This window comes from Leclercia tamurae, from assembly GCF_025566055.1.
Lineage (GTDB): Bacteria > Pseudomonadota > Gammaproteobacteria > Enterobacterales > Enterobacteriaceae > Enterobacter > Enterobacter tamurae.
Window position 1 is genome coordinate 20,936 of record NZ_JAMHKS010000064.1, and the last position, 19,854, is coordinate 40,789.

Below are 19,854 nucleotides of genomic sequence, written 5' to 3' on the forward strand. Positions count from 1 at the left end.
CATAAATGAATGTCTGCTTTTCGCTCAAATCAGCTCGTCACTTACCGGCTGCAACAGTGCAAATCCCAAAGCGACATTTTTGAGTTTTTGCTCTGTGTCTTCAGCCGATGTTTTCATCAGCGTTCCGTCCGGTAAGATGTAAATCCGACCAGCCGTAGCCCTTTCGCAACCACTCTTTTAAATTCTTCGCAATCGGTATGCTCGGGTTGCGTACACTGCGCAACATGCTTAAGCCCTCGACTTAAGAGCTGCAGTTTGCGAATGGTCGCGTCAATCTCCCTTGATCGTTGATTAAGCTGCTGGCGATCTAACGCTATTTTACCTTCCGTCCCGAACATCGAGGCAATTTCATCCAGAGTAAACCCAGCAGCCTGTCCCAACGCAATCAGTTGCAGTTTACCAAGCACATTTTCATGGTACTGCCGTCTCAGACCATTACGGCCAACAGGTTTAATTAACCCTTTCTTTTCGTAATAGCGCAACGCTGAGGGGCTAACCCCGGAGAGCTCCGCAATTGCTCCGATATCCAGCTCTTTTATCATTGACTTAAACCACGCTTTAAGTTGCACACTGGCAACCAGCTTATCATTTCACGGAAAAAAGGGATCAGGCATTGGATATGATGATTATTGTTAAAACTGTCATTGTGGGGATTGGCGCAACGCTGGTGATGGATTTGTGGTCATGGTGTCAAAAACACGTCCTTAAGGTTCCGCCACTGAACTATGCCCTGGCGGGGCGCTGGATATTAACTTTGCCTGAGGGAAAGTTTTACCATAATACGATTGCCTCAACGTCGCGAATGCCGGGGGAGTTATTGACTGGCTGGATATTCCACTATCTGACCGGGATAATTTTTGCTTTTATACCGCTTTTGCTGAACGGCACTCTCTGGCTCAGTGAGCCCTCTGTTTCAACAGCACTCCTCACAGGTCTGTTGACGTTACTGGCACCTTTCATGATCCTGCAGCCCGCGTTTGGTTTTGGCATAGCCGCATCACGGACACCTCGCCCGTGGCTGGCTCGCCTGCTTAGTCTGCTCACGCATATGGCATATGGATTCGGGCTGTATGTCGCGGCCTTTGCTATCGCTGCCTGACTTTTCGGGGAAAAACCGGGGGCGCTTCGCTTGCCGTTAGCAACCTGGCGGGATAACGGTGCCATTCCGCAGTTGGTCGGCGGGCGGCAGTAAATGACGCAAGGGAGAGGGCGGGAATAGCGTAGTGCGGCGTTTAGGGATGTCGGTCGGTTATGAATGTCCGCTTTGTGCCAGGAGCAGACGTTGTACTATATGGCTCAGTAGGTTTCGAGAGTGATAAACAATGTCCACCCTGACACTCGCGGATGGAATGTCAGGATGATTCATTCATCACCTCAAAAAGTTCCCGGCAGTTATTCTGCAGCCTGGGGAAATTTGGGTAATTTTTCAATATCCGCAGCCTCGTGGCCAATGATGAGTTCGGCGTTAAGGTTATGGATAATACGGTTTAATCTGTCCTGTGATGCAAGCGTATCAGCGCGATTAGTATTAAATGTCGGTACACCATTAATCGGTACTGAGGCAGAAAAATGCCATAAGTCTCCGGAAAGAATGATATTCCTGTCGCGAAGGCGTACCAGCAAGGAATGATGGCCTGGAGTGTGTCCTGGCGTTTTTAGCATGATCACCTTACCGTCGCCAAAAATATCAAAATCACCCTCTACTTCAGTCACCTTCGCGTTACCGGAAAGCCAGTGAGTGAACTGGCTCCGGTCGAGGTTCTCGTCAGGCTTTTGGGAACGAATCACTGCCATATCGCTCGCGCCGATGAGCAAGCGAGCTTTAGGGAAGCTGGAGAGCTGGCCGGCGTGATCAAAATGGTAATGACTGAGCGCGACCATTGATATCATATCAGGCGTCACGTTTAGCTTTGCGAGCTGCTCAACCAGTGGACGTTCAAGACGCGGCCGTATACCTGTCCCGCTCTGATCTTTTCCCAGGTCAGACAAAGGAAGGCCTGTATCCCACAACATCCATGTGTTGTTATGGCTAATCAGATAGCAGCTATCGGCCACGTGCCGCGGCTTAACTGCATAATCGAAGGTATCGGAAAAAGGACTCATATCCGATAACTCGATGCTGCCACAGTTAAGTCGCCATAATTTAATTGATTCAGCATGAGCGGCCAGGCTCAGGCTGTAAAGCGCAACGGCGCCAACGACATATTTTAACCAGTTCATATTTTGAACCCTTCAAATTTCCTTTCTGCCAGAACAATTCGTTTACTCGGTCAGTAAAAATTTCAGCGGGTTTGCGATATTTTCAGAGAAACAGGCGAAACCCTCTCAATCAATGATTAAGCTCCATAGGGAGGGTAATCGACATAACCTTTTGAATCCCCGCCATAGAATGTCTCCCGATCGGGTTCTGCAAGCGGCAGTCCATTCTGCATACGTGCTACCAAGTCCGGGTTGCTGATAAAGTTCGCGCCAAACCCGGCGAGGTCAATTTCACCTCCCTCAATCATTTCCGTTGCCAGATCACGGGTCAGTCCGCCAGCCAGGACCAATGCAGTAGCGTTCAGCGGTGACTTCATTCCTCGCATAAGTTCGAAGAAACCATTTTCAGCAGATCCTTCAACTTTGCCGTCTGCACGAGAGAAACCTGACTGATTCATAAGGTGCAGGTAGGCAAGCTCGCGCTTACCGATTTCTGCGGCAAGGGCCAGGTAAGTTTCATTAATTTCAGGATATACCGGCATATCAAAAATCTGACCATAAGGAGACAGTCGAATACCTGTTCGATTTGCACCGATCCTTGTCGTTACCGCATCGATGACTTCAAGCGTGAATCTTAGCCGGTTACCCAGCGTGTCGGCTGCGTATTTGTCGGTACGGTCATTGACACCTGGATTGAGAAACTGCTCGAAAAGATAACCATTGGCTGCATGGATCTCGACACCATCAAAACCGGCAGCTATCGCGTTTTCAGCAGCCCTGGCAAAGTCTTCAACAAGTCGTGGGATCTCATCCGTATTCAGTTGTCGCGGAGCAGGAGTGTCAATGAGGGCGGGCAGCCCGTTTTCATCATAGCCGAAGGCTTTCGCCCCTTCGGCTTTTCTGGAACTCGGGCTGACAGGTAGCTTACCGCCTTCCTGAATTGAGGGATGAGACAACCGGCCTACATGCCAGAGCTGTGCAAAGATTCGTCCTCCAACAGCATGTACTGAATCCGTGGTCAGCTTCCAGCCAGCAATCTGATCATCACTGTAAATCCCCGGATTGAACAGATATCCCTGCCCTTCACGTGACACCGGGGTGCCTTCAGTTACGATCAGGCCCGCCGTGGCGCGTTGGGTGTAATAGAGGGCTGTCATCGTGTCAGCGACGTCGGAGGGTGCACGGGAGCGCGTCATCGGAGCCATGACTACGCGATTGCTTAAGGAGGTTCCTGACAGATTGTAGGCTTCAAATAATGTGTTTTTCATAACGTCCCCAGAATGAATTTACGTTCACGACGGCTTTGAAATTCATCTCAGCCGTCAGGTCTGGATACAGTCTAGAAAAATGTTATTAAAGGAACAATTAGGCTAAAATGCAAAACATTATTGCAATAATGACAATTTGTGGCTTATTAGTTAGTCATCTCAGCAACAACTGACAGTGAGTTACTCCGTTTCGCATACATTGAGAGGGCTTATGCAGCTTAAGGCGCTTCGTTATTTTTTAATGGTTTCCAGCTCCGGCAGCTTTCTCGCAACAGCGCGTCACTTTGGTGTCCCGGCCTCATCGGTATCGCGTGATATAGCAGCACTGGAAAAAGAGCTAAATCAGCAGCTTTTGTACCGAAGCACACGAGCGGTAACGCTGACAGAAAAAGGAACCTGGTTCCGGTCTCAGGTCAGGGAGGCTCTGGATCTGCTGGATAACGCTGCCGAGCAAATTGCTCAGGACGGCCAGCAAATAAGTGGCAAAATAAGGATTAATGCCCCGGAAGCACTGGGCAGGCTGCATATTGTTAATCTCGTCAGTCGATTAAGAAGGAAATATCCAGGCGTATCCGTTGAACTGACCCTGACAGATACCTTTCGTGACCCGGTACAGGAGGGAAATGACATTACCTTCAGGGTAAGTACGGTCGAGGATTCCGGAATGTTAGGTAAGGTAATTTGCGATCAACAGTATATTGTGGCAGCCAGCCAGGCCTATCTGCAGCAGAACGGTATACCGACGCAACCGGAAGATCTCCGCAACCATAACTGCCTGCTGTATCGTGGGGGATCAGGAGAACAGCGGTGGTATTACCGTACATCTCTGAAAGATAAGTATAAGAATATTGAGGTCAGTGGCGGCATAAGTAGCAACAATGCTGGAGCACTGGTCGCTGCGGCACAGGACGGAGCAGGCATTGTGCTGTTTCCAACATGGATTTTCAGCCCTGAAATTTTTGTGAATGGTAGTCTTATAAGACTCCTTCCTGAATGGGATATGTCAGCAGAATCTGTCCCGACCGTTATACACGCGCTCTATCCCGAAAATAAGCTTCGCTCGCACCGCACACGTGAAATTCTCAAATTTATGGTTGATGAGATCGGTTCTCCTCCATACTGGGATCAATACTTTATGAACAATCATTAATGGCTGGCGTATGTGTAATGACATGATGACCCTTCGAACCACCTGACCTAACGCTGAAATAAACAATAAAAGCGCGAGAGAAGGTCCGCTTTTCGCTCACAGCGGACCCTTAGCGCTACATCCCCGTCCGCTCAGTAACCATGCGAAGATCTTACCGACGTTATTCCACAAGATCGTCGATCCGTTTTTTCAACCTGGCCGACAGATAGGGCGCGGTGAGGCTCTCCCGTGAGCGGCTGACCTCTTCCGGCGTACCGGTCGCAACGAGTTGTCCGCCGTTTTCGCCCTAGCTGGGTCCGAGATCGAGGATCCAGTCGGCTTCTGACGCAATCCGCATATCGTGCTCCGCCATCACCACGCTGAACCAGCCTGTCGAGGACCCCCATCAGTTTATCCATATCTGTCGGATGCAGCCCTGTGGAGGGCTCGTCCAGCAGGCGGAGCAATGTCCGGCGGGCAGGTTAAAGGAAAATCGGCTGGCGTCCAAAACCGCGTTTTTTCGCCTCGTCGGTTTCGGCAAAAAGCTTACGCACGGTGTCAAAAAAGCCGGTATAGGTGGCCAGGTTTGAACGCGGCGTACGTCCGATAGGCCGTTGATCGATACTGACCAGACAATCGAACTTCAAGGGTAGACCTGAGAAGCGCATCGATCAATTGTCTGTTCCGGTAATACAGTCGTGACGAAATGGAATGTAAAGAAAAGCCGGGCGAGCTTCGCTTGCCCGGCCTACGCTCGAACTACACCTTATAGCTCTCTGCGAATAATCTCCGCCCCGGCGCTTAAGGCATTGAGCTTGCCGTTGGCAACCTGACGGGATAACGGTGCCATCCCACAGTTGGTTGAAGGGTAGAGCTTGTCGGCATCAACGAATTGCAGCGCTTTACGTAAGGTATTGGCAACCTCTTCTGGCGTCTCGATGGTATTGGTTGCCACGTCGATGGCGCCCACCATCACTTTCTTACCGCGGATCAGCTCCAGCAGATCCATCGGCACGTGGGAGTTATGGCACTCCAGCGAGATGATATCGATATTCGAGGTCTGCAGTTTCGGGAAGGCCTCTTCATATTGCCGCCACTCTGAGCCCAGGGTCTTTTTCCAGTCGGTATTGGCTTTGATGCCATAGCCGTAGCAGATATGCACCGCCGTTTCGCATTTCAGCCCCTCGATGGCTCGCTCTAACGCGGCGATCCCCCAGTCATTGACCTCATCGAAGAACACGTTAAAGGCCGGTTCATCAAACTGAATAATGTCCACACCCGCCGCCTCTAACTCTCTGGCTTCCTGGTTGAGAATTTTGGCGAACTCCCAGGCCAGCTTTTCACGGCTCTTATAGTGGTTGTCATAGAGGGTATCGATCATCGTCATCGGACCCGGCAGCGCCCATTTAATCGGCTGGGTGGTGAGCTGACGGAGATATTTGGCATCCTCAACAAACACCGGCTTCTGGCGAGCGACAGCACCCACCACCGTCGGCACGCTGGCATCATAGCGATTACGGATTTTAACCACTTCGCGCTTCTCAAAATCGACGCCGCTGAGGTGCTCAATAAAGGTGGTGACGAAATGCTGACGCGTTTGCTCACCATCGCTGACGATATCAATCCCCGCCCGCAGCTGATCGTCGAGGGATAAACGCAGCGCATCCTGCTTACCGGCGAGTAATTCCTCGTGTTCCAGCTTCCAGGGGGACCACAGGGTCTCAGGTTGGGCAAGCCAGGACGGTTTAGGCAAGCTGCCGGCTGTAGACGTGGGGAGCAATGTTTTCATAACAGGTGACCTTATATTTTTAATGAATCAACGCGCGTACTGAGCAGACCATTGCTCAAGAATATTCTTGTACGGGGTGATGAAGTGTTTCTCAGTAAATTTGCCCTGCTCAATCGCTAACTGGCTACGCTCTTCGCGATCGTAAACAATCTTGGTTAAGGAGTGATCCTGGTTGGTCAGGCTGGGCTGATAATAGTGCCCGGCAACCGAGTTCGCGTTGTAAATCTCAGGCCGGTAGATTTTCTGGAACGTCTCCATGGTGCTGATGGTGCCGATCAGCTCAATAAAGCTGTAGTCATTCAGTAAATCGCCGATGAAAAAGAACGCCAGCGGGGCGGCACTGTTTGGCGGCATAAAATAGCGCACCTGCAGGCCCATTTTTTTGAAGTAGGCTTCCGTCAGGGACGACCCCTGCTGCTGATATTCGATGCCTAATACCGGATGTTCATTCCCGATGCGTTGATAGACATTTTTATTGGAGACGCTGAGGCAGATCACCGGCGGCTTGTTAAAGTTTTGCTGGTACGCTTCTGAATTCACGAAATGTTTGAAGATATTGCCATGCAACGCGCCAAAATCCTGCGGAATGCTGAACTCGGTCTGTTGCTTATTGTGATCCGGCAGCAGGACGCTGAAATCATAATCCCGGACGTAGGAAGAGAAGTTATTCCCGACAATACCTTCAATACGCTCGTTGGTTTGTTTATCGACAATATTGGTTTTTAATATTTCGATTGCCGGGAAGGTGAAGCGGTTATCGTCCGCATCAATATTCATCTCGACAGAGATAATGTCCAGCTCAACGCTATAACGATCGCCTTTGGGGTTATCCCAGTGGGCGAGGGCGTTAAAACGATTATCGATCATCGCTAAGGTATTACGCAGGTTCTGATGGCGGTTGTCGCCCCGGGCCAGATTGGCAAAGTTTGTGGTAATACGCGTGTTTTCTGAGGGGTTGTAATTCTCATCGAACCGACTGCGTTTGATCGTAAAGGTGAAGTCTTTATTCATCGTCATCTCACTTCCTGAGCGCTGGCATAAAGAGTGAAACGATTTCATTTCACTCTTTATGTTACTGATACGTTAATGCATCTTTTATGCCAGAGCCCCGGAACGAGTGAAAGCGACTAAATTTCACTACAACATGAGCTATCTTCATGATCGCTGAACCGATCAGTCAATTTTCTCCGAACGCTGCTCCAGATCCAGCGCGCTGGCGCTGGCGGGATCGAAGAGTGAAAGACTTTCAATTTGATCCAACATAATCACCTTGCGGAAGGCCATGGCGCTTCTGGGCTGTGAGTCGAGGGTGATGTCATGGTCGGCATACCACTTGCTGTAATTGTGCTCGATGCACAGGTTCAGCGTCGTACCGTCACGGTAGCCGCTGAGCATCGGGATCAGCACGATATTGGCGGTCTTTTCGTATTCAAGCGTCGCGGTATGGATCATGCCGATGTAAATGCGTCGCGACTTGAGGGTCACCAGCGCCAGTTCACCTTCCTCCATACACTGATACAGCAGCTGCTCGATACCGCTTGATTGCGACAGGCGTTTATACAGCTGTTTCCGGCCTTCGCCGTCCAGCCTGGCGCTGCCTGCCCAGTTAGATCGGTAGAGACAAAACAGGATGGCAAAGGCCAGCATTATCACCACCGGCGCCTGGATGCCCAGAAAGCTCCAGTTCATAAAATCCACTTGCCAGTTAGCGTCGGGCTGCGCAGTAAGATGGAAGGTATTGGCAGCCCAGGAGACCCCGAGCAGCAGCAGCCAGAGCAGGCCGGTGGCGATCACCCCCTGCAAAACGAAAATACAGCCATACAGCGCGACCAGAAAATAGACATCCCAGCCAAAAGAACGCTTAATTTTAAACCGGGTGGAGAGGTCGCGGCTGGTGTACCAGTATCCGCACACCATCAGCACCATAAATATCGCCGTTCCCATTTCAGGCCCTCTTCAGCGCGTTAACATGGCGCAGAAAGTCCTCACGCACCTCTTTGCTCTTGTAGTTGACCGAGGCGTTACCGTCCTGATCGATAATAATACGGTCGCCGTCCTCGACGGCTTCAATGATTTCCTGCTGACTCATCACCTGCAGCAATGACTCCGGGCTGGAGAAGATCGACATGACCAAACGTCTCATCGCGGGGCATCCTTATAAACAAAAAGGTTAAGTCTGGCCGATCCCGGCTGCGGCTGCCTTAAGGTTATGCTGAAAATTTCCCTTACGGGCACACCTGAATAAATCCCGCTTCACACCCTCATAACGCGCCAAACCCACCATAATTAGTAGGGTTAAACAACGCCAGGGGATAATCATGAAGGTCAATATCGACGAGTTCAAAACGCACTTCCAGGGGGAAGTGCTTCTTCCGGACGATGCCAGCTACGACGAGGTGCGCCAGATCTGGAACGCCATGGTCGACCGCAAACCGGCAGTAATCGCACGCTGCGCGTCAACGGAAGATGTTATTCGGGCCATTCAGTTTGGTCGCACGCAAAACCTGCTCATATCGATCCGCGGAGGAGGGCACAACATCGCCGGTAACGCCGTGTGCGACGACGGGCTGATGATCGACCTCTCGCTGATGAAGGAGGTGCAGGTGGACCCCACCACCCGAACGGCCAGCGTCGGGCCAGGCTGCACGCTGGGGGATTTTGATCGGGCGGTGCAGGCCCATGGTCTCGCCACGCCGCTGGGCATCAATTCGACCACCGGGGTGGCTGGTTTGACGCTCGGGGGTGGTTTCGGCTGGCTGAGTCGCAAATACGGCATGACCATCGACAATCTGCTCTCGGCGGAAGTGGTCACGGCAGATGGCCGACAGCTTTACGCCAGCGAATCAGAAAACGCGGATCTCTTCTGGGGCCTGCGGGGCGGGGGTGGCAACTTCGGGGTGGTAACGCGCTTTGACTTCCGGCTCCATCCCGTTGGACCGGACGTGCTGAGCGGGCTGATCGTCTTTCCGTTTGAAGAGGCAAAGCAGGTGATCACCCAGTTTGCCCGCTTCACCTGTAGCATGCCGGAAGAGCTCAATGTCTGGATGGTCACCCGCAAGGCACCACCGCTGCCTTTCCTGCCTGAAGCGTTTCACGGGAAAGAGATGGTGGCGCTCGCCCTGTGCTATGTCGGCCATCCTGAAATGGGAGAGCAACTTATCGCGCCGCTGCGCAACTTCGGGACGGTGATTGGCGAGCACGTTGGCGTGCAGCCCTATGTCGCCTGGCAGCAGGCGTTCGATCCGCTGCTGGCCAAAGGGGCGCGCAACTACTGGAAGTCACACAACTTCACGCAAATCAGCGACGGGGTGATCGATGCCATCGTCGACTACGCGGCCAGACTGCCGTCACCGCACTGTGAAATATTTATCGGGACGATAGGCGGCGAGACGACCCGCATCGCCCCCGAGGCCATGGCATACTCCAGCCGGGATGCGAATTACGTGATGAACGTACATGGCCGCTGGGAAACCGCCGCCGAGGATGAGCGCTGTATCGCCTGGGCGCGGGCGTTCTTCGCCCAATCCCAGCCGTTTGCCAGCGGCGGGGCCTATATTAACTTCCTCACCCAGGAGGAGACCGACCGCATCGCCTTCGCCTACGGGGCGACCTGGAACCGGCTGGTGGAGATCAAGAGCAAGTATGACCCGACAAATCTGTTCCGGATGAATCAGAACATCAAGCCGATATGAGGTCGGGCAGAACGCATCAGCTAAGCCAGTCCGCAGCGAGTCGGACTGGCGTTTAGCGTTACCGGGATCAGTTCTCTTCAGATTCACTTTCCGCGTCGTTATCGCCACCAAAACTGAGCAGTTCAGAGACTTTCATATTGCCGATCTCCTCCGCTTTCTGCTTAACGCTGTCGATCTGCTTGTTCGTCTCTTCCGACAGGGTAGAGGTGAGGGCGCTCTGTTTAGCTTTTTCCATTTCGCTGTTCACGGAGTTGGTTAACGCCTCTACCGAGGCATTCGCCTCCTGGGTCGTCTCTTCAACTTTGGATTTCGCTTCCTGCGAGAGCTCCATATCACAGCCTGCGAGGAGAACGCTTCCCGCAAGGAGGAGTGCCGGGGTAAGTTTGATCATAGTGGTGCAGGCCTTTTTCATTATCCGGACGTGTCGCAACGTCGTGGTGATGGTATTTGCCAACATGATGACATGCCGCTTTGATATTTATTCGAGCGCTAAAGTAAGAAAGCGCAAAGTTGGGTAAGCCCGTGGGACGCCACCTTTACCGGGCTGCGCAGAGATCATGGTTTACATCGCTGTAGCAGATCGCATACCATACCCCCCTACAGTATCCAGGAGCCCCTCCCATGCCACATTCACCTGAAGATAAAAAACGTGTCCTGACGCGCGTGCGCCGCATTCGCGGGCAGGTCGATGCCCTGGAGCGGGCGCTCGAATCCGGCGAACCCTGCCTCGCCATCCTGCAGCAGATCGCCGCGGTGCGCGGGGCGGCAAACGGGTTGATGGGCGAGATGGTTGAAATTCACCTCAAAGATGAGCTGGTGACGGGCGAGACTACCGCCGATCAGCGGGCCGTCAGAATGGCAGAAGTCGGTCATTTGCTGCGCTCTTATCTAAAATAAACACCTGACATCACTAAAAGGAAAGCAAGATGAAATCACGTGCAGCTGTTGCATTTGGCCCAGGCCAGCCGCTGAAAATTGTTGAGATTGATGTGGCACCGCCGAAGAAAGGCGAAGTGCTGGTCAAAATCACCCACACCGGCGTGTGCCACACCGATGCGTTTACCCTGTCGGGTGACGATCCGGAAGGCGTTTTCCCGGCGGTGCTCGGCCATGAAGGCGGCGGCGTGGTGGTGGAAGTCGGTGAGGGCGTCACCAGCCTGCAGCCGGGCGACCACGTTATCCCGCTGTACACCGCTGAGTGTCGCGAGTGTAAGTTCTGTAAATCCGGCAAAACCAACCTCTGCCAGGCGGTTCGCGCCACCCAGGGTAAAGGCCTGATGCCGGACGGCACCACCCGTTTCTCGTACAACGGCGAGCCGATCTATCACTACATGGGTACCAGCACCTTCAGCGAATACACCGTGTGTGCAGAAATTTCTCTGGCGAAAGTGAACCCGCAGGCACCGCTGGATAAAGTCTGTCTGCTGGGCTGCGGCGTCACCACCGGGATTGGTGCCGTGCACAACACAGCCAAAGTAAAAGAGGGCGATACCGTCGCGGTATTCGGTCTGGGCGGGATCGGTCTGGCGGTGATCCAGGGGGCGGTGCAGGCGAAAGCCGGTCGTATTATTGCGGTCGATACTAACCCAGAGAAGTTCAAGCTGGCCGGGGAAATGGGCGCGACCGACTTCGTTAACCCGAAAGATTACGACAAGCCGGTGCAGGAGGTGATTGTTGACCTCACCGACGGCGGCGTCGACTTCAGCTTTGAGTGCATCGGTAACGTCAACGTGATGCGTGCGGCGCTGGAGTGCTGCCACAAGGGCTGGGGCGAAAGCGTCATCATCGGCGTGGCCGGAGCCGGGCAGGAGATCAAAACCCGTCCGTTCCAGCTGGTCACCGGTCGCGTCTGGCGTGGTTCTGCCTTTGGCGGCGTCAAAGGCCGTACTCAGTTGCCAGGCATGGTAGAAGATGCGATGGCGGGCAAAATTCAGCTCGATCCGTTCATTACCCACCGTCTGCCGCTGGACCAGATCAACGACGCGTTCGATCTGATGCATGAAGGTAAATCTATCCGCACCGTTATCCATTTCGGCGATAACTGATCGATCTTCTCTCCCGCTGTGCCTTTACGGGCAGCGGGACGACATTGCTTTAAAAATCATTGCGAAAGTGTGACCCGTGTTGCGATTTTAGCCGTAATCAAATTCCTTGTAGTGCCGATGACTATTTTACAGGCGTGTTTGCACGCATCTTACCTCTAAGAGAGTCAACGGCTATGGACAAAACAACAACAGTTCGGGCGCAACATAAGCTGGGCTTCCTGCATCACATCAGGCTGCTTCCGCTTATCTCCTCGATTTTGGGTGGTATTATTTTGCTGTTTGCCCTGAGCGCCGGGCTGGCAGGCTATTTTTTACTGCAGGCGGATAAGGATCTGCGGGATGTGACCGCTGAAATTCAGGTGCGTACCGGGTTATCCAACAGTTCAAACCACCTGCGCACGGCGCGTATCAACATGATCCACGCGGGTGCTGCCAGCCGTATCGCGGAAATGGACGCGATGAAAAAGAACATCGCCGAAGCTGAACAACGGATTAAACAGTCCCAGGCAGGCTTTGCCGCCTATATGGATCGCGGCGTTCGCACCCCGGCGGATGAAGCGCTGGATGGCGAGCTGAAATCGAACTATCAGGCCTACATCGACGGCCTGCAGCCGATGCTGAAATATGCCAAAAACGGCATGTTCGAAGCCATCATCAACCATGAAAATGAGTCGGCGCGTCCGCTGGATGACGCCTATAACGTGGTGCTGCTGAAGGCGATCAAGATCCGTACTGACCGCGCCACTATGCTGACCGAAGAGGCGCACACCCGCACCCAGATGGGGCTGATCTTTATGGTCGGTGCCATTGGTCTGGCGCTGGTGATGACGGTGCTCACCTTTATCGTGCTGCGTCGCACGGTGATTAACCCGCTGCAGCGCGCGGCGAATCGCATTGCCCATATCGCCAAAGGTGACCTGACCCTGGCCGACGATCTGACCGGACGCAGCGAAATTGGCCGTCTGACCCACGACCTGCAAACCATGCAACGTTCGCTGGTGGGCACCGTTGGCACCGTGCGTCAGGGCGCGGAAGAGATCTACCGCGGCACCAGCGAAATCTCCGCCGGTAACACCGACCTCTCATCCCGTACCGAACAGCAGGCCGCTGCCATTGAGCAGACGGCAGCCAGCATGGAGCAGCTGACCGCCACCGTGAAGCAGAACGCCGACAACGCGCATCACGCCAGCAAACTGGCGGAAGATGCTTCCGGTAAAGCCAGCCGTGGCGGCCAGATGGTCTCCGGGGTAGTGAAAACCATGGGCAACATTTCCACCAGCTCGAAGAAAATCTCTGAGATCACCGCGGTGATCAACAGCATCGCTTTCCAGACCAATATCCTGGCGCTGAACGCCGCGGTGGAAGCGGCTCGCGCCGGTGAGCAGGGCCGTGGGTTTGCGGTGGTTGCCAGCGAAGTGCGTACTCTGGCCAGCCGCAGCGCCAACGCCGCAAAAGAGATTGAAGGGCTGATCAACGAGTCGGTGTCGCTCATTGACCAGGGCTCCGGGGAAGTGGTTGCTGCCGGTAACACCATGAGTGAGATCGTGGACGCGGTAAAACGCGTGACCGATATTATGCTGGAGATCGCCGCCGCCTCAGACGAGCAGAGCCGTGGCATTGTGCAGGTCAGCCAGGCGATCACGGAGATGGATAAAGTGACCCAGCAGAACGCCTCGCTGGTGGAAGAAGCCTCTGCCGCCGCCGCGTCGCTGGAAGATCAGGCTGCCCGTCTGACCGAAGCAGTGGGTACCTTCCGTCTGCACGGTATGACCCAGACCCGCAGCAGCAGCACTGTTGTCCCGGCCACGGCAGCCGCACCGCTGCGCCCGGCCGTTGCCGATGGGGATAACTGGGAAACCTTCTGATCCCAGCGCGTATCCTGCCCGGTGGCGGCTACGGCTTACCGGGCCTACAAACCGTAGGCCCGTGCAAGCGAAGCGCCGCCGGGCAAAAAGGGTTCATGTTTCGACATGAACCCTTTTTTATTCCCCGCTATGCTGGTTGTAAGGGCTGAAGAGGAACAGGCGATGAAACGATTTACGCAGGTGGTTTGCGCCGCGTGGCTACTGGCCGGATGCGCATCAGGCGGCAGCGTGGGGATTGGCGGTGTAGGGATCGGCGGAGGCGGGGGGAGCAGCGGCGTAGGGGTTGGCCTCTCCTTTCCGGTGGGCGGCAGCACGTCGACCGCGGAGAGCGGGCAGGCAGACTGCGACGGCGATGTTTATCGGGTGCAACCCCGCTATCCTGAGCAGGCCGCGGCGCAGAACTACTCCGGCAGAGTCACGGTGTCGTTTAACGTCAAGCTGAACGGACGGGCGGCGGACTACGAGGCGGCGGGGGATAAACCTTTCTTCGACGAGACAAAGCGGGCGGTGATGCGCAGCTGCTGGCCAGCCGGGGTCAGGCAGAATCTGGTGGCAAGTTACCAGAACGGCAAGACGGCAACCTGGGTTGAAAACGCTCTGTCCGGCACACCGTAAAGATAAAAAAAACCGGCCACATCAGTGGCCGGTTTCACGATTACTGCTTATCAGGCAAGGCGTACGCGATGATGTAATCCCCGCGATCAGGTGACTGACGTGCGCCACCCGCATTGATGATGATGTACTGCTTCCCGGTTTTCGGTGACACGTAGGTCATCGGCCCGGACTGGCTGCCCACCGGCAGACGGTCTTTCCAGATCTCTTTCCCGTTGGCGGTATCGAACGCGCGCAGGTAGAAGTCCTGAGTCCCGGCGAAGAACAGCAGGCCGGACTGGGTGGAAAGCGATGCCCCCAGGGTCGGCATGCCGATTGGGATGGGCATATGCATGCGAATGCCCAGCGGACCCGTATCTTCCACGGTACCCACCGGAACCTGCCACACCAGCTTGCCGGACTTCAGATCGACCGCAGACATGGTGCCGAACGGCGGTTTCTGGCACGGAATACCCAGCGGAGACAGGAAACGCTCGCGCATAGCACCAAACGGCGTACCGTCCATCGGGACGATACCCATCTCAATCCCGCTGGCGTTTTTAGCCACATTGGCGCGCGGCACCATGTAGTTCGCCAGCCCCAGACGCATGTCGTTGACGAACATCAGGCTGTTGTTCGGGTCCACCGACACGCTGCCCCAGTTCATCCCGCCCAGCGAGCCCGGGAACTGCAGGGAGCGATCCAGACCCGGCGGGGTATAGACGCCCTGATGGCGCATCTCTTTAAACTGGATGCGGCACAGCAGCAGGTCAACCGGCGTCGCGCCCCACATATCCGACTCGTGCAGGGTCTGGTTGCCAATCATTGGCATGCCGACCGAGTACGGCTGGGTAGGGGAATAACGCTCGCCCTCGACATTCCCGGCAGGCACCGGACGCTCTTCCACTTTTGCCACCGGCTCGCCGGTTTCGCGGTTGAGCATAAAGATCATGCCCTGCTTGCTGGTCTGCACCAGTACCGGGGTCGAGCCCCCTTTATCATCCGGCAGATCGTACAGCAGCGGCTGGGAAGGCAGGTCGAAGTCCCACAGATCGTGGTGGGTGGTCTGGAAATGCCAGCGGACCTGACCGGTCGCGGCATCCACCGCCACAATCGAGGAGCTGTATTTATCGTCCAGCTCGGTACGTTCGCCCGCGTAGAAATCTGGCGTGGCGTTACCGGTCGGGAGGTAGATCAGGTTTAGCTTCGCGTCATAGGACATCGCTGACCAGACGTTCGGCGTCCCGCGGGTGTAGGTCTGGCCTTCCGGCGGCAGGCCGGTGAGGTTCGGGTTGCCTGGATCCCAGGCCCACGCCAGTTTACCGGTATGCACGTCGTAAGCACGGACCACACCCGGTGGTTCACCGGTGGAGAAGTTATCCGCCACGCGTCCACCCACGACCACCACATTACCCGCCACCAGCGGGGTGGAGGTCTGCTGATAGTAACCTGGCTTGATTTCGCCCATGCCCACGCCAAGGTCAACCACGCCGTGGTCGCCAAAGTCGTCGCACAGCTTGCCGTTGTCGGCGTTAAGCGCAATCAGGCGGGCATCGGTGGTCGGCAGGAACAGACGGCGCGCGCAGGCGGCAGGCTGAGTCTCTGTCGGTGACGTTGTCACCTTAGTTGTCTCTTCGAAATAGCCCAGCCCACGGCAGCGCTGCCAGTTGGGCGCAGTGGCTTTCGAATCGTAACGCCACTTCTCTTTCCCGGAGTCCACGTCCAGCGCCAGCACTTTACTGTACGGCGTACAGACAAACAGCGTATCGCCAATCTGCAGCGGGGTATTCTGGTCTTCCGCGCCGGAGCCGTTGCTCTGCGGAATGTCGCCGGTATGGGCAACCCAGGCCACCTTCAGATCGTTCACGTTTTGCTTGTTAATCTGATCCAGCGCGGCAAAACGGTCGCCGTGGGTGGTGTTCCCCCAGTGCGCCCAGTTCTTCTGCTGTTGACCTTCGGCGACCGGTTTAACCGGGACCGGTTCGTTAGCCGCGACCAGGGTTTGCGGCTTAAACATCCAGCCGACGCTCACCAGCATCACCACCGCCAGCACGGCAGCAATGGTGAACGCCGGGGCTTTGTTAACCGGTTGACCCGCGCCACGCAGGAACGGCCAGACGATGGCGGCGAGGAAGGCCAGCACCGCAAAGGTGAACAGGCGCGAGAACAGCGGCCAGAAATCCCAGCCCGCGTCGCTCACGGCCCAGACCAGCGAGGCGATAAATGCTACCGCGTAAAGGATGATGCCGCTGGCGCGACGGCGCGCAATGAGGAACGCGGCGATCAGCATCACCACGCCCATGATCAGGAAGTACCAGCTTCCCCCTACGGTGGCGAGCTTAAAGCCCAGCCCACCGACCGCCAGCCCGATGAGTGCCATCAGACCGACCAGCAGCCACAGCAGGATCCGGGGGAACCCACGTAGCGAATTACCTAAAGCCATTTCTGTCTCCTGAAATAATCTTGTCTTCGCTGGCCAGACAGCATTGCATCTGAACCAAATGGGTAACAGAAGAAAAGATCCATGATGAAAAAGTCGGACATAACGCCATTATAGCGTCTGAGAGATCACCGCTGCGTTATTTGAATGAACCATTTGGTGAAATCGGCGGGTATGATAAATCTGTTAAATTGTTTAGCGCAATTGTTAATGAATGATTTCGCATTATTTGAGTAACGGAAACAAAAAGCCCGTCATCAAGACGGGCATAGAGGAAGTGTGATCACACCGGCATGGATTTACGTATCGCGCTGAGCAGCGTCTGGGTGGCGGTGGAGAGCGGGGCCTCCACGCGGGTTAATACCCCAATCGGTTCGCCGGGGCTTGAGGTGGTTACCGGCAGCGCCACCAGCGTGCCCTGGCGCAGATCCTCCTTCACCGCGCCGGAAGGCACGAACCAGACATAGTCAAAATCGACCGTCAGCTGGCGCGACAGGGAGGCCGACAGGGTTTCGATACAGCCCGACGGCAGTTTACACCCCTGCGTTTCCAGCAGTGTTTCTGCGGTCTGGCGCGGAACGGTGCCTTTCGGGGAGACCACTACCGGCCACTCCATCACCCGGCTGAGGGTCACGGTATCATTGAGGATCGGATGACGCGGGCGCACCACCAGCTTCAGGGATTCGAGGAACAGCAGCTCGTAATTAAGGCCGCTCATCAGCTCCGGGTCCGACATTCTGCCGATCCCCAGATCCAGCTCCCCGGACTTGAGCCCCGCCAGCAGCATGGTGTTATTCATGGTCGCCACCTGCAGCGTGATGTTGCGCTGCTGCTTGTGAAACTGGCCGATAACCGCAGGCAGAATGCCCAGCGCTGCGGTAGGGAGAGCCCCAATGCGCACCACATCCCCCGGCACGTCGTTACGCCGCGTCAGCGACTGGCCCGCCGTATTCAGGGCATCAAGCACTTTAACGGCGTGGGTCAGGAATTGCTCTCCCACCAGCGTCAGCTGTGCACCCAGTCGTCCCCGGTCGAACAGGCGGGTACCGGTCAGCTGCTCCAGCTCGTTCAGCGTTTTGGAGAGCGCAGGCTGGCTCAGATTAAGCGTCTCAGCCGCACGCCCCAGCGTTCCCTGTTGAGCGACGGCCACAAAAGTGTGCAGATGGCGCAGACGAATGCGCTGACTAAACAAACCATTTTTTTCCATAGGCGATGTTAAAAACAGAGGTAGCGGAGTGACAAGTAAAGTTGTTTAATTTTGATAACCTGCTAGCAAAATATTATTAACATTCAATCTAATTGAGTAACAAGCAATTTTTGGATATGTTCGGAAATAGTTGTGCAGACGCCTGAATCGCTTAAGGTCGCCGCTAGTCAGGAAATGAGCACCCCTCCACCTGGATCACAAATCGTAAATTCTTCCCGCCAGCCGCAATGGCCTTCTCTACACTCCAGGTAATATTCACTGGAGGCATTAAATCATGGCGAACAACATCACGGCTGATGATATTCGGGAGCACTTTTCACAGGCGATGTCGGCAATGTATCAGCAGGAAGTTCCGCAATACGGAACGCTGCTGGAGCTGGTCGCAGATGTGAATCTGGCGGTACTGGAAAATAACCCGAAACTGCATGAGCAACTGGCCAACGCGGATGAACTGGCTCGCCTCAACCTCGAACGCCACGGGGCAATCCGTGTCGGTACGGCCCTGGAGCTGGCCACCCTGCGGCGGATGTTCGCCATTATGGGGATGTTCCCGGTCAGTTATTACGATCTCTCCCAGGCAGGGGTGCCGGTCCACTCCACCGCGTTTCGTCCGGTTGACGATGCCGCCCTGTGCCGTAACCCGTTTCGAATTTTCACCTCGCTGCTGCGCCTCGATCTGATCGACAACGTTTCCCTGCGCGAGAAGGCGGCAGAGATTCTGGCCCGCCGCAACATCTTCACCCCCCGTTGTCTGGAGCTGATTGACCTGCACGAGGCGGAAGGGGAATTCACCCCGGCGCAGGCCGAGGAGTTTGTCCAGCAGGCGCTGGAGACGTTCCGCTGGCACCGCCATGCCACGGTGGATCATGAAACCTACCAGGCGCTGCACAACGAACACCGGCTGATTGCCGACGTGGTCTGTTTCCCCGGTTGCCACATCAACCACCTGACGCCGCGCACCCTGGATATCGACCGGGTGCAGGCTCTGATGCCGGAGTACGGCATTGAGCCGAAGATGCTAATTGAGGGGCCGCCGCGCCGGGAGGTGCCGCTTCTGCTGCGTCAGACCAGCTTTAAGGCGCTGGAGGAACCGATTCTGTTTGCAGGCGAACATCGCGGAACCCATACCGCTCGCTTCGGTGAGATCGAGCAGCGCGGCGTGGCGTTAACCCCGAAAGGACGCGAGCTGTACGATCGCCTGCTGGCCGACTCCGGCACCGGCAAGGATAACCTGACCCATCAGCTGCATCTCCAGGAGGTCTTCCGGGCCTTTCCCGACAGCGATATCTTCCTGCGCCGTCAGGGGCTGGCATGGTTCCGCTATCGCCTGACCCCGGCGGGAGAGTCGCACCGGCACTCTTTTGGCCCCGGGGACGATCCTCAGCCGCTGATTGAGCGCGGCTGGGTGGTGGCCCAGCCTATCACCTATGAAGATTTTCTTCCGGTGAGCGCCGCCGGGATCTTTCAGTCGAACCTCGGGAATGAAACCCAGGCCCGCACCCACGGCAACGCCAGCCGCGATGCCTTTGAGGAGGCGCTGGGCTGTGCGGTGCTGGATGAGTTCACCCTCTACCGGGAGGCGGAAGAGCGCAGCAAGCGGCGTTGCGGTTTGCTCTGAAAACGGTACTC

At 55.5% G+C, this 19,854-nt stretch carries 18 protein-coding genes and 1 pseudogene; 8 read left to right on the forward strand and 11 right to left on the reverse strand.

What is annotated here, in order from left to right; translation table 11 throughout:
- Positions 1–116: 116 nt before the first annotated feature.
- Positions 117–539, reverse strand: coding sequence for a helix-turn-helix domain-containing protein (locus tag M8318_RS03615; RefSeq protein WP_262661049.1), 423 nt, complete (start codon positions 537–539; stop codon positions 117–119).
- Positions 540–619: 80 nt separating this feature from the next.
- Here M8318_RS03615 and M8318_RS03620 point away from each other — a divergent pair, with 80 nt between their 5' ends.
- Positions 620–1,099, forward strand: a complete 480-nt coding sequence (locus tag M8318_RS03620) for a DUF2938 domain-containing protein (RefSeq protein WP_262660968.1) — start codon at positions 620–622, stop codon at positions 1,097–1,099.
- A gap of 293 nt (positions 1,100–1,392) precedes the next feature.
- On the opposite strand, the gene M8318_RS03625 is transcribed toward M8318_RS03620, so the two are convergent.
- Both M8318_RS03625 and M8318_RS03630 read right to left on the reverse strand, forming a co-directional pair.
- Positions 1,393–2,220: an N-acyl homoserine lactonase family protein gene (locus tag M8318_RS03625; RefSeq protein ID WP_262660969.1), complete on the reverse strand. Its 828-nt coding sequence runs from the start codon at positions 2,218–2,220 to the stop codon at positions 1,393–1,395.
- Positions 2,221–2,336: 116 nt separating this feature from the next.
- Positions 2,337–3,467, reverse strand: coding sequence for an alkene reductase (locus M8318_RS03630; RefSeq protein WP_262660970.1), 1,131 nt, complete (start codon positions 3,465–3,467; stop codon positions 2,337–2,339).
- Between the two features lie 211 nt (positions 3,468–3,678).
- On the opposite strand from M8318_RS03630, the gene M8318_RS03635 reads away from it, so the two are divergent.
- Complete coding sequence (locus M8318_RS03635) at positions 3,679–4,617, forward strand: LysR family transcriptional regulator (RefSeq protein ID WP_262660971.1); 939 nt, start codon at positions 3,679–3,681, stop codon at positions 4,615–4,617.
- A gap of 160 nt (positions 4,618–4,777) precedes the next feature.
- Here the strand turns inward: M8318_RS03635 and M8318_RS22710 are convergent.
- The 5 genes and pseudogenes from M8318_RS22710 to M8318_RS03660 all read right to left on the reverse strand — a co-directional run.
- Positions 4,778–5,228, reverse strand: a pseudogene (locus tag M8318_RS22710) (excinuclease ABC subunit A); the annotation flags it as partial.
- Positions 5,229–5,362: 134 nt separating this feature from the next.
- On the reverse strand, positions 5,363–6,385 hold the full coding sequence (locus tag M8318_RS03645; protein WP_262660973.1) for a methionine synthase: 1,023 nt from the start codon (positions 6,383–6,385) through the stop codon (positions 5,363–5,365).
- 27 nt (positions 6,386–6,412) lie between these two features.
- Positions 6,413–7,396 (reverse strand): DUF1852 domain-containing protein, encoded by a 984-nt coding sequence (locus tag M8318_RS03650; RefSeq protein ID WP_262661050.1) that lies wholly within the window; start codon positions 7,394–7,396, stop codon positions 6,413–6,415.
- A gap of 162 nt (positions 7,397–7,558) precedes the next feature.
- Positions 7,559–8,329, reverse strand: a complete 771-nt coding sequence (locus M8318_RS03655) for a hypothetical protein (protein ID WP_106993004.1) — start codon at positions 8,327–8,329, stop codon at positions 7,559–7,561.
- 1 nt (position 8,330) lies between these two features.
- Positions 8,331–8,528 carry a hypothetical protein gene (locus tag M8318_RS03660; RefSeq protein ID WP_106993003.1) on the reverse strand — a complete coding sequence of 66 codons (198 nt, stop codon included), beginning with the start codon at positions 8,526–8,528 and terminating at the stop codon, positions 8,331–8,333.
- Positions 8,529–8,703: 175 nt separating this feature from the next.
- Here M8318_RS03660 and M8318_RS03665 point away from each other — a divergent pair, with 175 nt between their 5' ends.
- Positions 8,704–10,077: an FAD-binding oxidoreductase gene (locus M8318_RS03665; RefSeq protein ID WP_262660974.1), complete on the forward strand. Its 1,374-nt coding sequence runs from the start codon at positions 8,704–8,706 to the stop codon at positions 10,075–10,077.
- Positions 10,078–10,144: 67 nt separating this feature from the next.
- Here M8318_RS03665 and M8318_RS03670 read toward each other — a convergent pair whose 3' ends face one another.
- Positions 10,145–10,408, reverse strand: coding sequence for a hypothetical protein (locus tag M8318_RS03670; RefSeq protein WP_262660975.1), 264 nt, complete (start codon positions 10,406–10,408; stop codon positions 10,145–10,147).
- Positions 10,409–10,698: 290 nt separating this feature from the next.
- Between M8318_RS03670 and M8318_RS03675 the strand changes: the two genes are divergently transcribed.
- The 4 genes from M8318_RS03675 (at position 10,699) to M8318_RS03690 (ending at position 14,602) form a co-directional block, all read left to right on the forward strand.
- Positions 10,699–10,974 carry a metal/formaldehyde-sensitive transcriptional repressor gene (locus tag M8318_RS03675; RefSeq protein WP_032610935.1) on the forward strand — a complete coding sequence of 92 codons (276 nt, stop codon included), beginning with the start codon at positions 10,699–10,701 and terminating at the stop codon, positions 10,972–10,974.
- 29 nt (positions 10,975–11,003) lie between these two features.
- Positions 11,004–12,122: an S-(hydroxymethyl)glutathione dehydrogenase/class III alcohol dehydrogenase gene (locus tag M8318_RS03680; protein WP_262660977.1), complete on the forward strand. Its 1,119-nt coding sequence runs from the start codon at positions 11,004–11,006 to the stop codon at positions 12,120–12,122.
- A gap of 173 nt (positions 12,123–12,295) precedes the next feature.
- Complete coding sequence (locus M8318_RS03685; RefSeq protein ID WP_262660978.1) at positions 12,296–13,987, forward strand: methyl-accepting chemotaxis protein; 1,692 nt, start codon at positions 12,296–12,298, stop codon at positions 13,985–13,987.
- Positions 13,988–14,149: 162 nt separating this feature from the next.
- Entirely contained in the window at positions 14,150–14,602 is a 453-nt protein-coding gene (locus M8318_RS03690) for an energy transducer TonB (protein ID WP_262660979.1), read from the forward strand.
- Between the two features lie 40 nt (positions 14,603–14,642).
- Here M8318_RS03690 and M8318_RS03695 read toward each other — a convergent pair whose 3' ends face one another.
- Together M8318_RS03695 and M8318_RS03700 are read right to left on the reverse strand one after the other, a co-directional pair.
- Positions 14,643–17,021, reverse strand: a complete 2,379-nt coding sequence (locus M8318_RS03695) for a glucose/quinate/shikimate family membrane-bound PQQ-dependent dehydrogenase (RefSeq protein ID WP_262660980.1) — start codon at positions 17,019–17,021, stop codon at positions 14,643–14,645.
- Positions 17,022–17,301: 280 nt separating this feature from the next.
- A complete protein-coding gene (locus M8318_RS03700; RefSeq protein ID WP_225758712.1) occupies positions 17,302–18,225 on the reverse strand; it encodes a LysR substrate-binding domain-containing protein in 924 nt (307 codons plus the stop codon).
- Positions 18,226–18,499: 274 nt separating this feature from the next.
- Between M8318_RS03700 and hglS the strand changes: the two genes are divergently transcribed.
- Positions 18,500–19,843, forward strand: a complete 1,344-nt coding sequence (hglS, locus tag M8318_RS03705; RefSeq protein WP_262660981.1) for a 2-oxoadipate dioxygenase/decarboxylase HglS — start codon at positions 18,500–18,502, stop codon at positions 19,841–19,843.
- The last annotated feature ends 11 nt before the right edge of the window (positions 19,844–19,854 follow it).

Excerpts from the sequence above, each read along its gene's own strand:
- M8318_RS03620 (WP_262660968.1), top strand. The coding sequence starts at position 620 with ATGATGATTATTGTTAAAACTGTCATTGTGGGGATTGGCGCAACGCTG.
- M8318_RS03625 (WP_262660969.1), bottom strand. The coding sequence starts at position 2,220 with ATGAACTGGTTAAAATATGTCGTTGGCGCCGTTGCGCTTTACAGCCTG.
- M8318_RS03630 (WP_262660970.1), bottom strand. The coding sequence starts at position 3,467 with ATGAAAAACACATTATTTGAAGCCTACAATCTGTCAGGAACCTCCTTA.
- M8318_RS03635 (WP_262660971.1), top strand. The coding sequence starts at position 3,679 with ATGCAGCTTAAGGCGCTTCGTTATTTTTTAATGGTTTCCAGCTCCGGC.
- M8318_RS03645 (WP_262660973.1), bottom strand. The coding sequence starts at position 6,385 with ATGAAAACATTGCTCCCCACGTCTACAGCCGGCAGCTTGCCTAAACCG.
- M8318_RS03650 (WP_262661050.1), bottom strand. The coding sequence starts at position 7,396 with ATGAATAAAGACTTCACCTTTACGATCAAACGCAGTCGGTTCGATGAG.
- M8318_RS03655 (WP_106993004.1), bottom strand. The coding sequence starts at position 8,329 with ATGGGAACGGCGATATTTATGGTGCTGATGGTGTGCGGATACTGGTAC.
- M8318_RS03660 (WP_106993003.1), bottom strand. The coding sequence starts at position 8,528 with ATGAGACGTTTGGTCATGTCGATCTTCTCCAGCCCGGAGTCATTGCTG.
- M8318_RS03665 (WP_262660974.1), top strand. The coding sequence starts at position 8,704 with ATGAAGGTCAATATCGACGAGTTCAAAACGCACTTCCAGGGGGAAGTG.
- M8318_RS03670 (WP_262660975.1), bottom strand. The coding sequence starts at position 10,408 with ATGGAGCTCTCGCAGGAAGCGAAATCCAAAGTTGAAGAGACGACCCAG.
- M8318_RS03675 (WP_032610935.1), top strand. The coding sequence starts at position 10,699 with ATGCCACATTCACCTGAAGATAAAAAACGTGTCCTGACGCGCGTGCGC.
- M8318_RS03680 (WP_262660977.1), top strand. The coding sequence starts at position 11,004 with ATGAAATCACGTGCAGCTGTTGCATTTGGCCCAGGCCAGCCGCTGAAA.
- M8318_RS03685 (WP_262660978.1), top strand. The coding sequence starts at position 12,296 with ATGGACAAAACAACAACAGTTCGGGCGCAACATAAGCTGGGCTTCCTG.
- M8318_RS03690 (WP_262660979.1), top strand. The coding sequence starts at position 14,150 with ATGAAACGATTTACGCAGGTGGTTTGCGCCGCGTGGCTACTGGCCGGA.
- M8318_RS03695 (WP_262660980.1), bottom strand. The coding sequence starts at position 17,021 with ATGGCTTTAGGTAATTCGCTACGTGGGTTCCCCCGGATCCTGCTGTGG.
- M8318_RS03700 (WP_225758712.1), bottom strand. The coding sequence starts at position 18,225 with ATGGAAAAAAATGGTTTGTTTAGTCAGCGCATTCGTCTGCGCCATCTG.
- hglS (WP_262660981.1), top strand. The coding sequence starts at position 18,500 with ATGGCGAACAACATCACGGCTGATGATATTCGGGAGCACTTTTCACAG.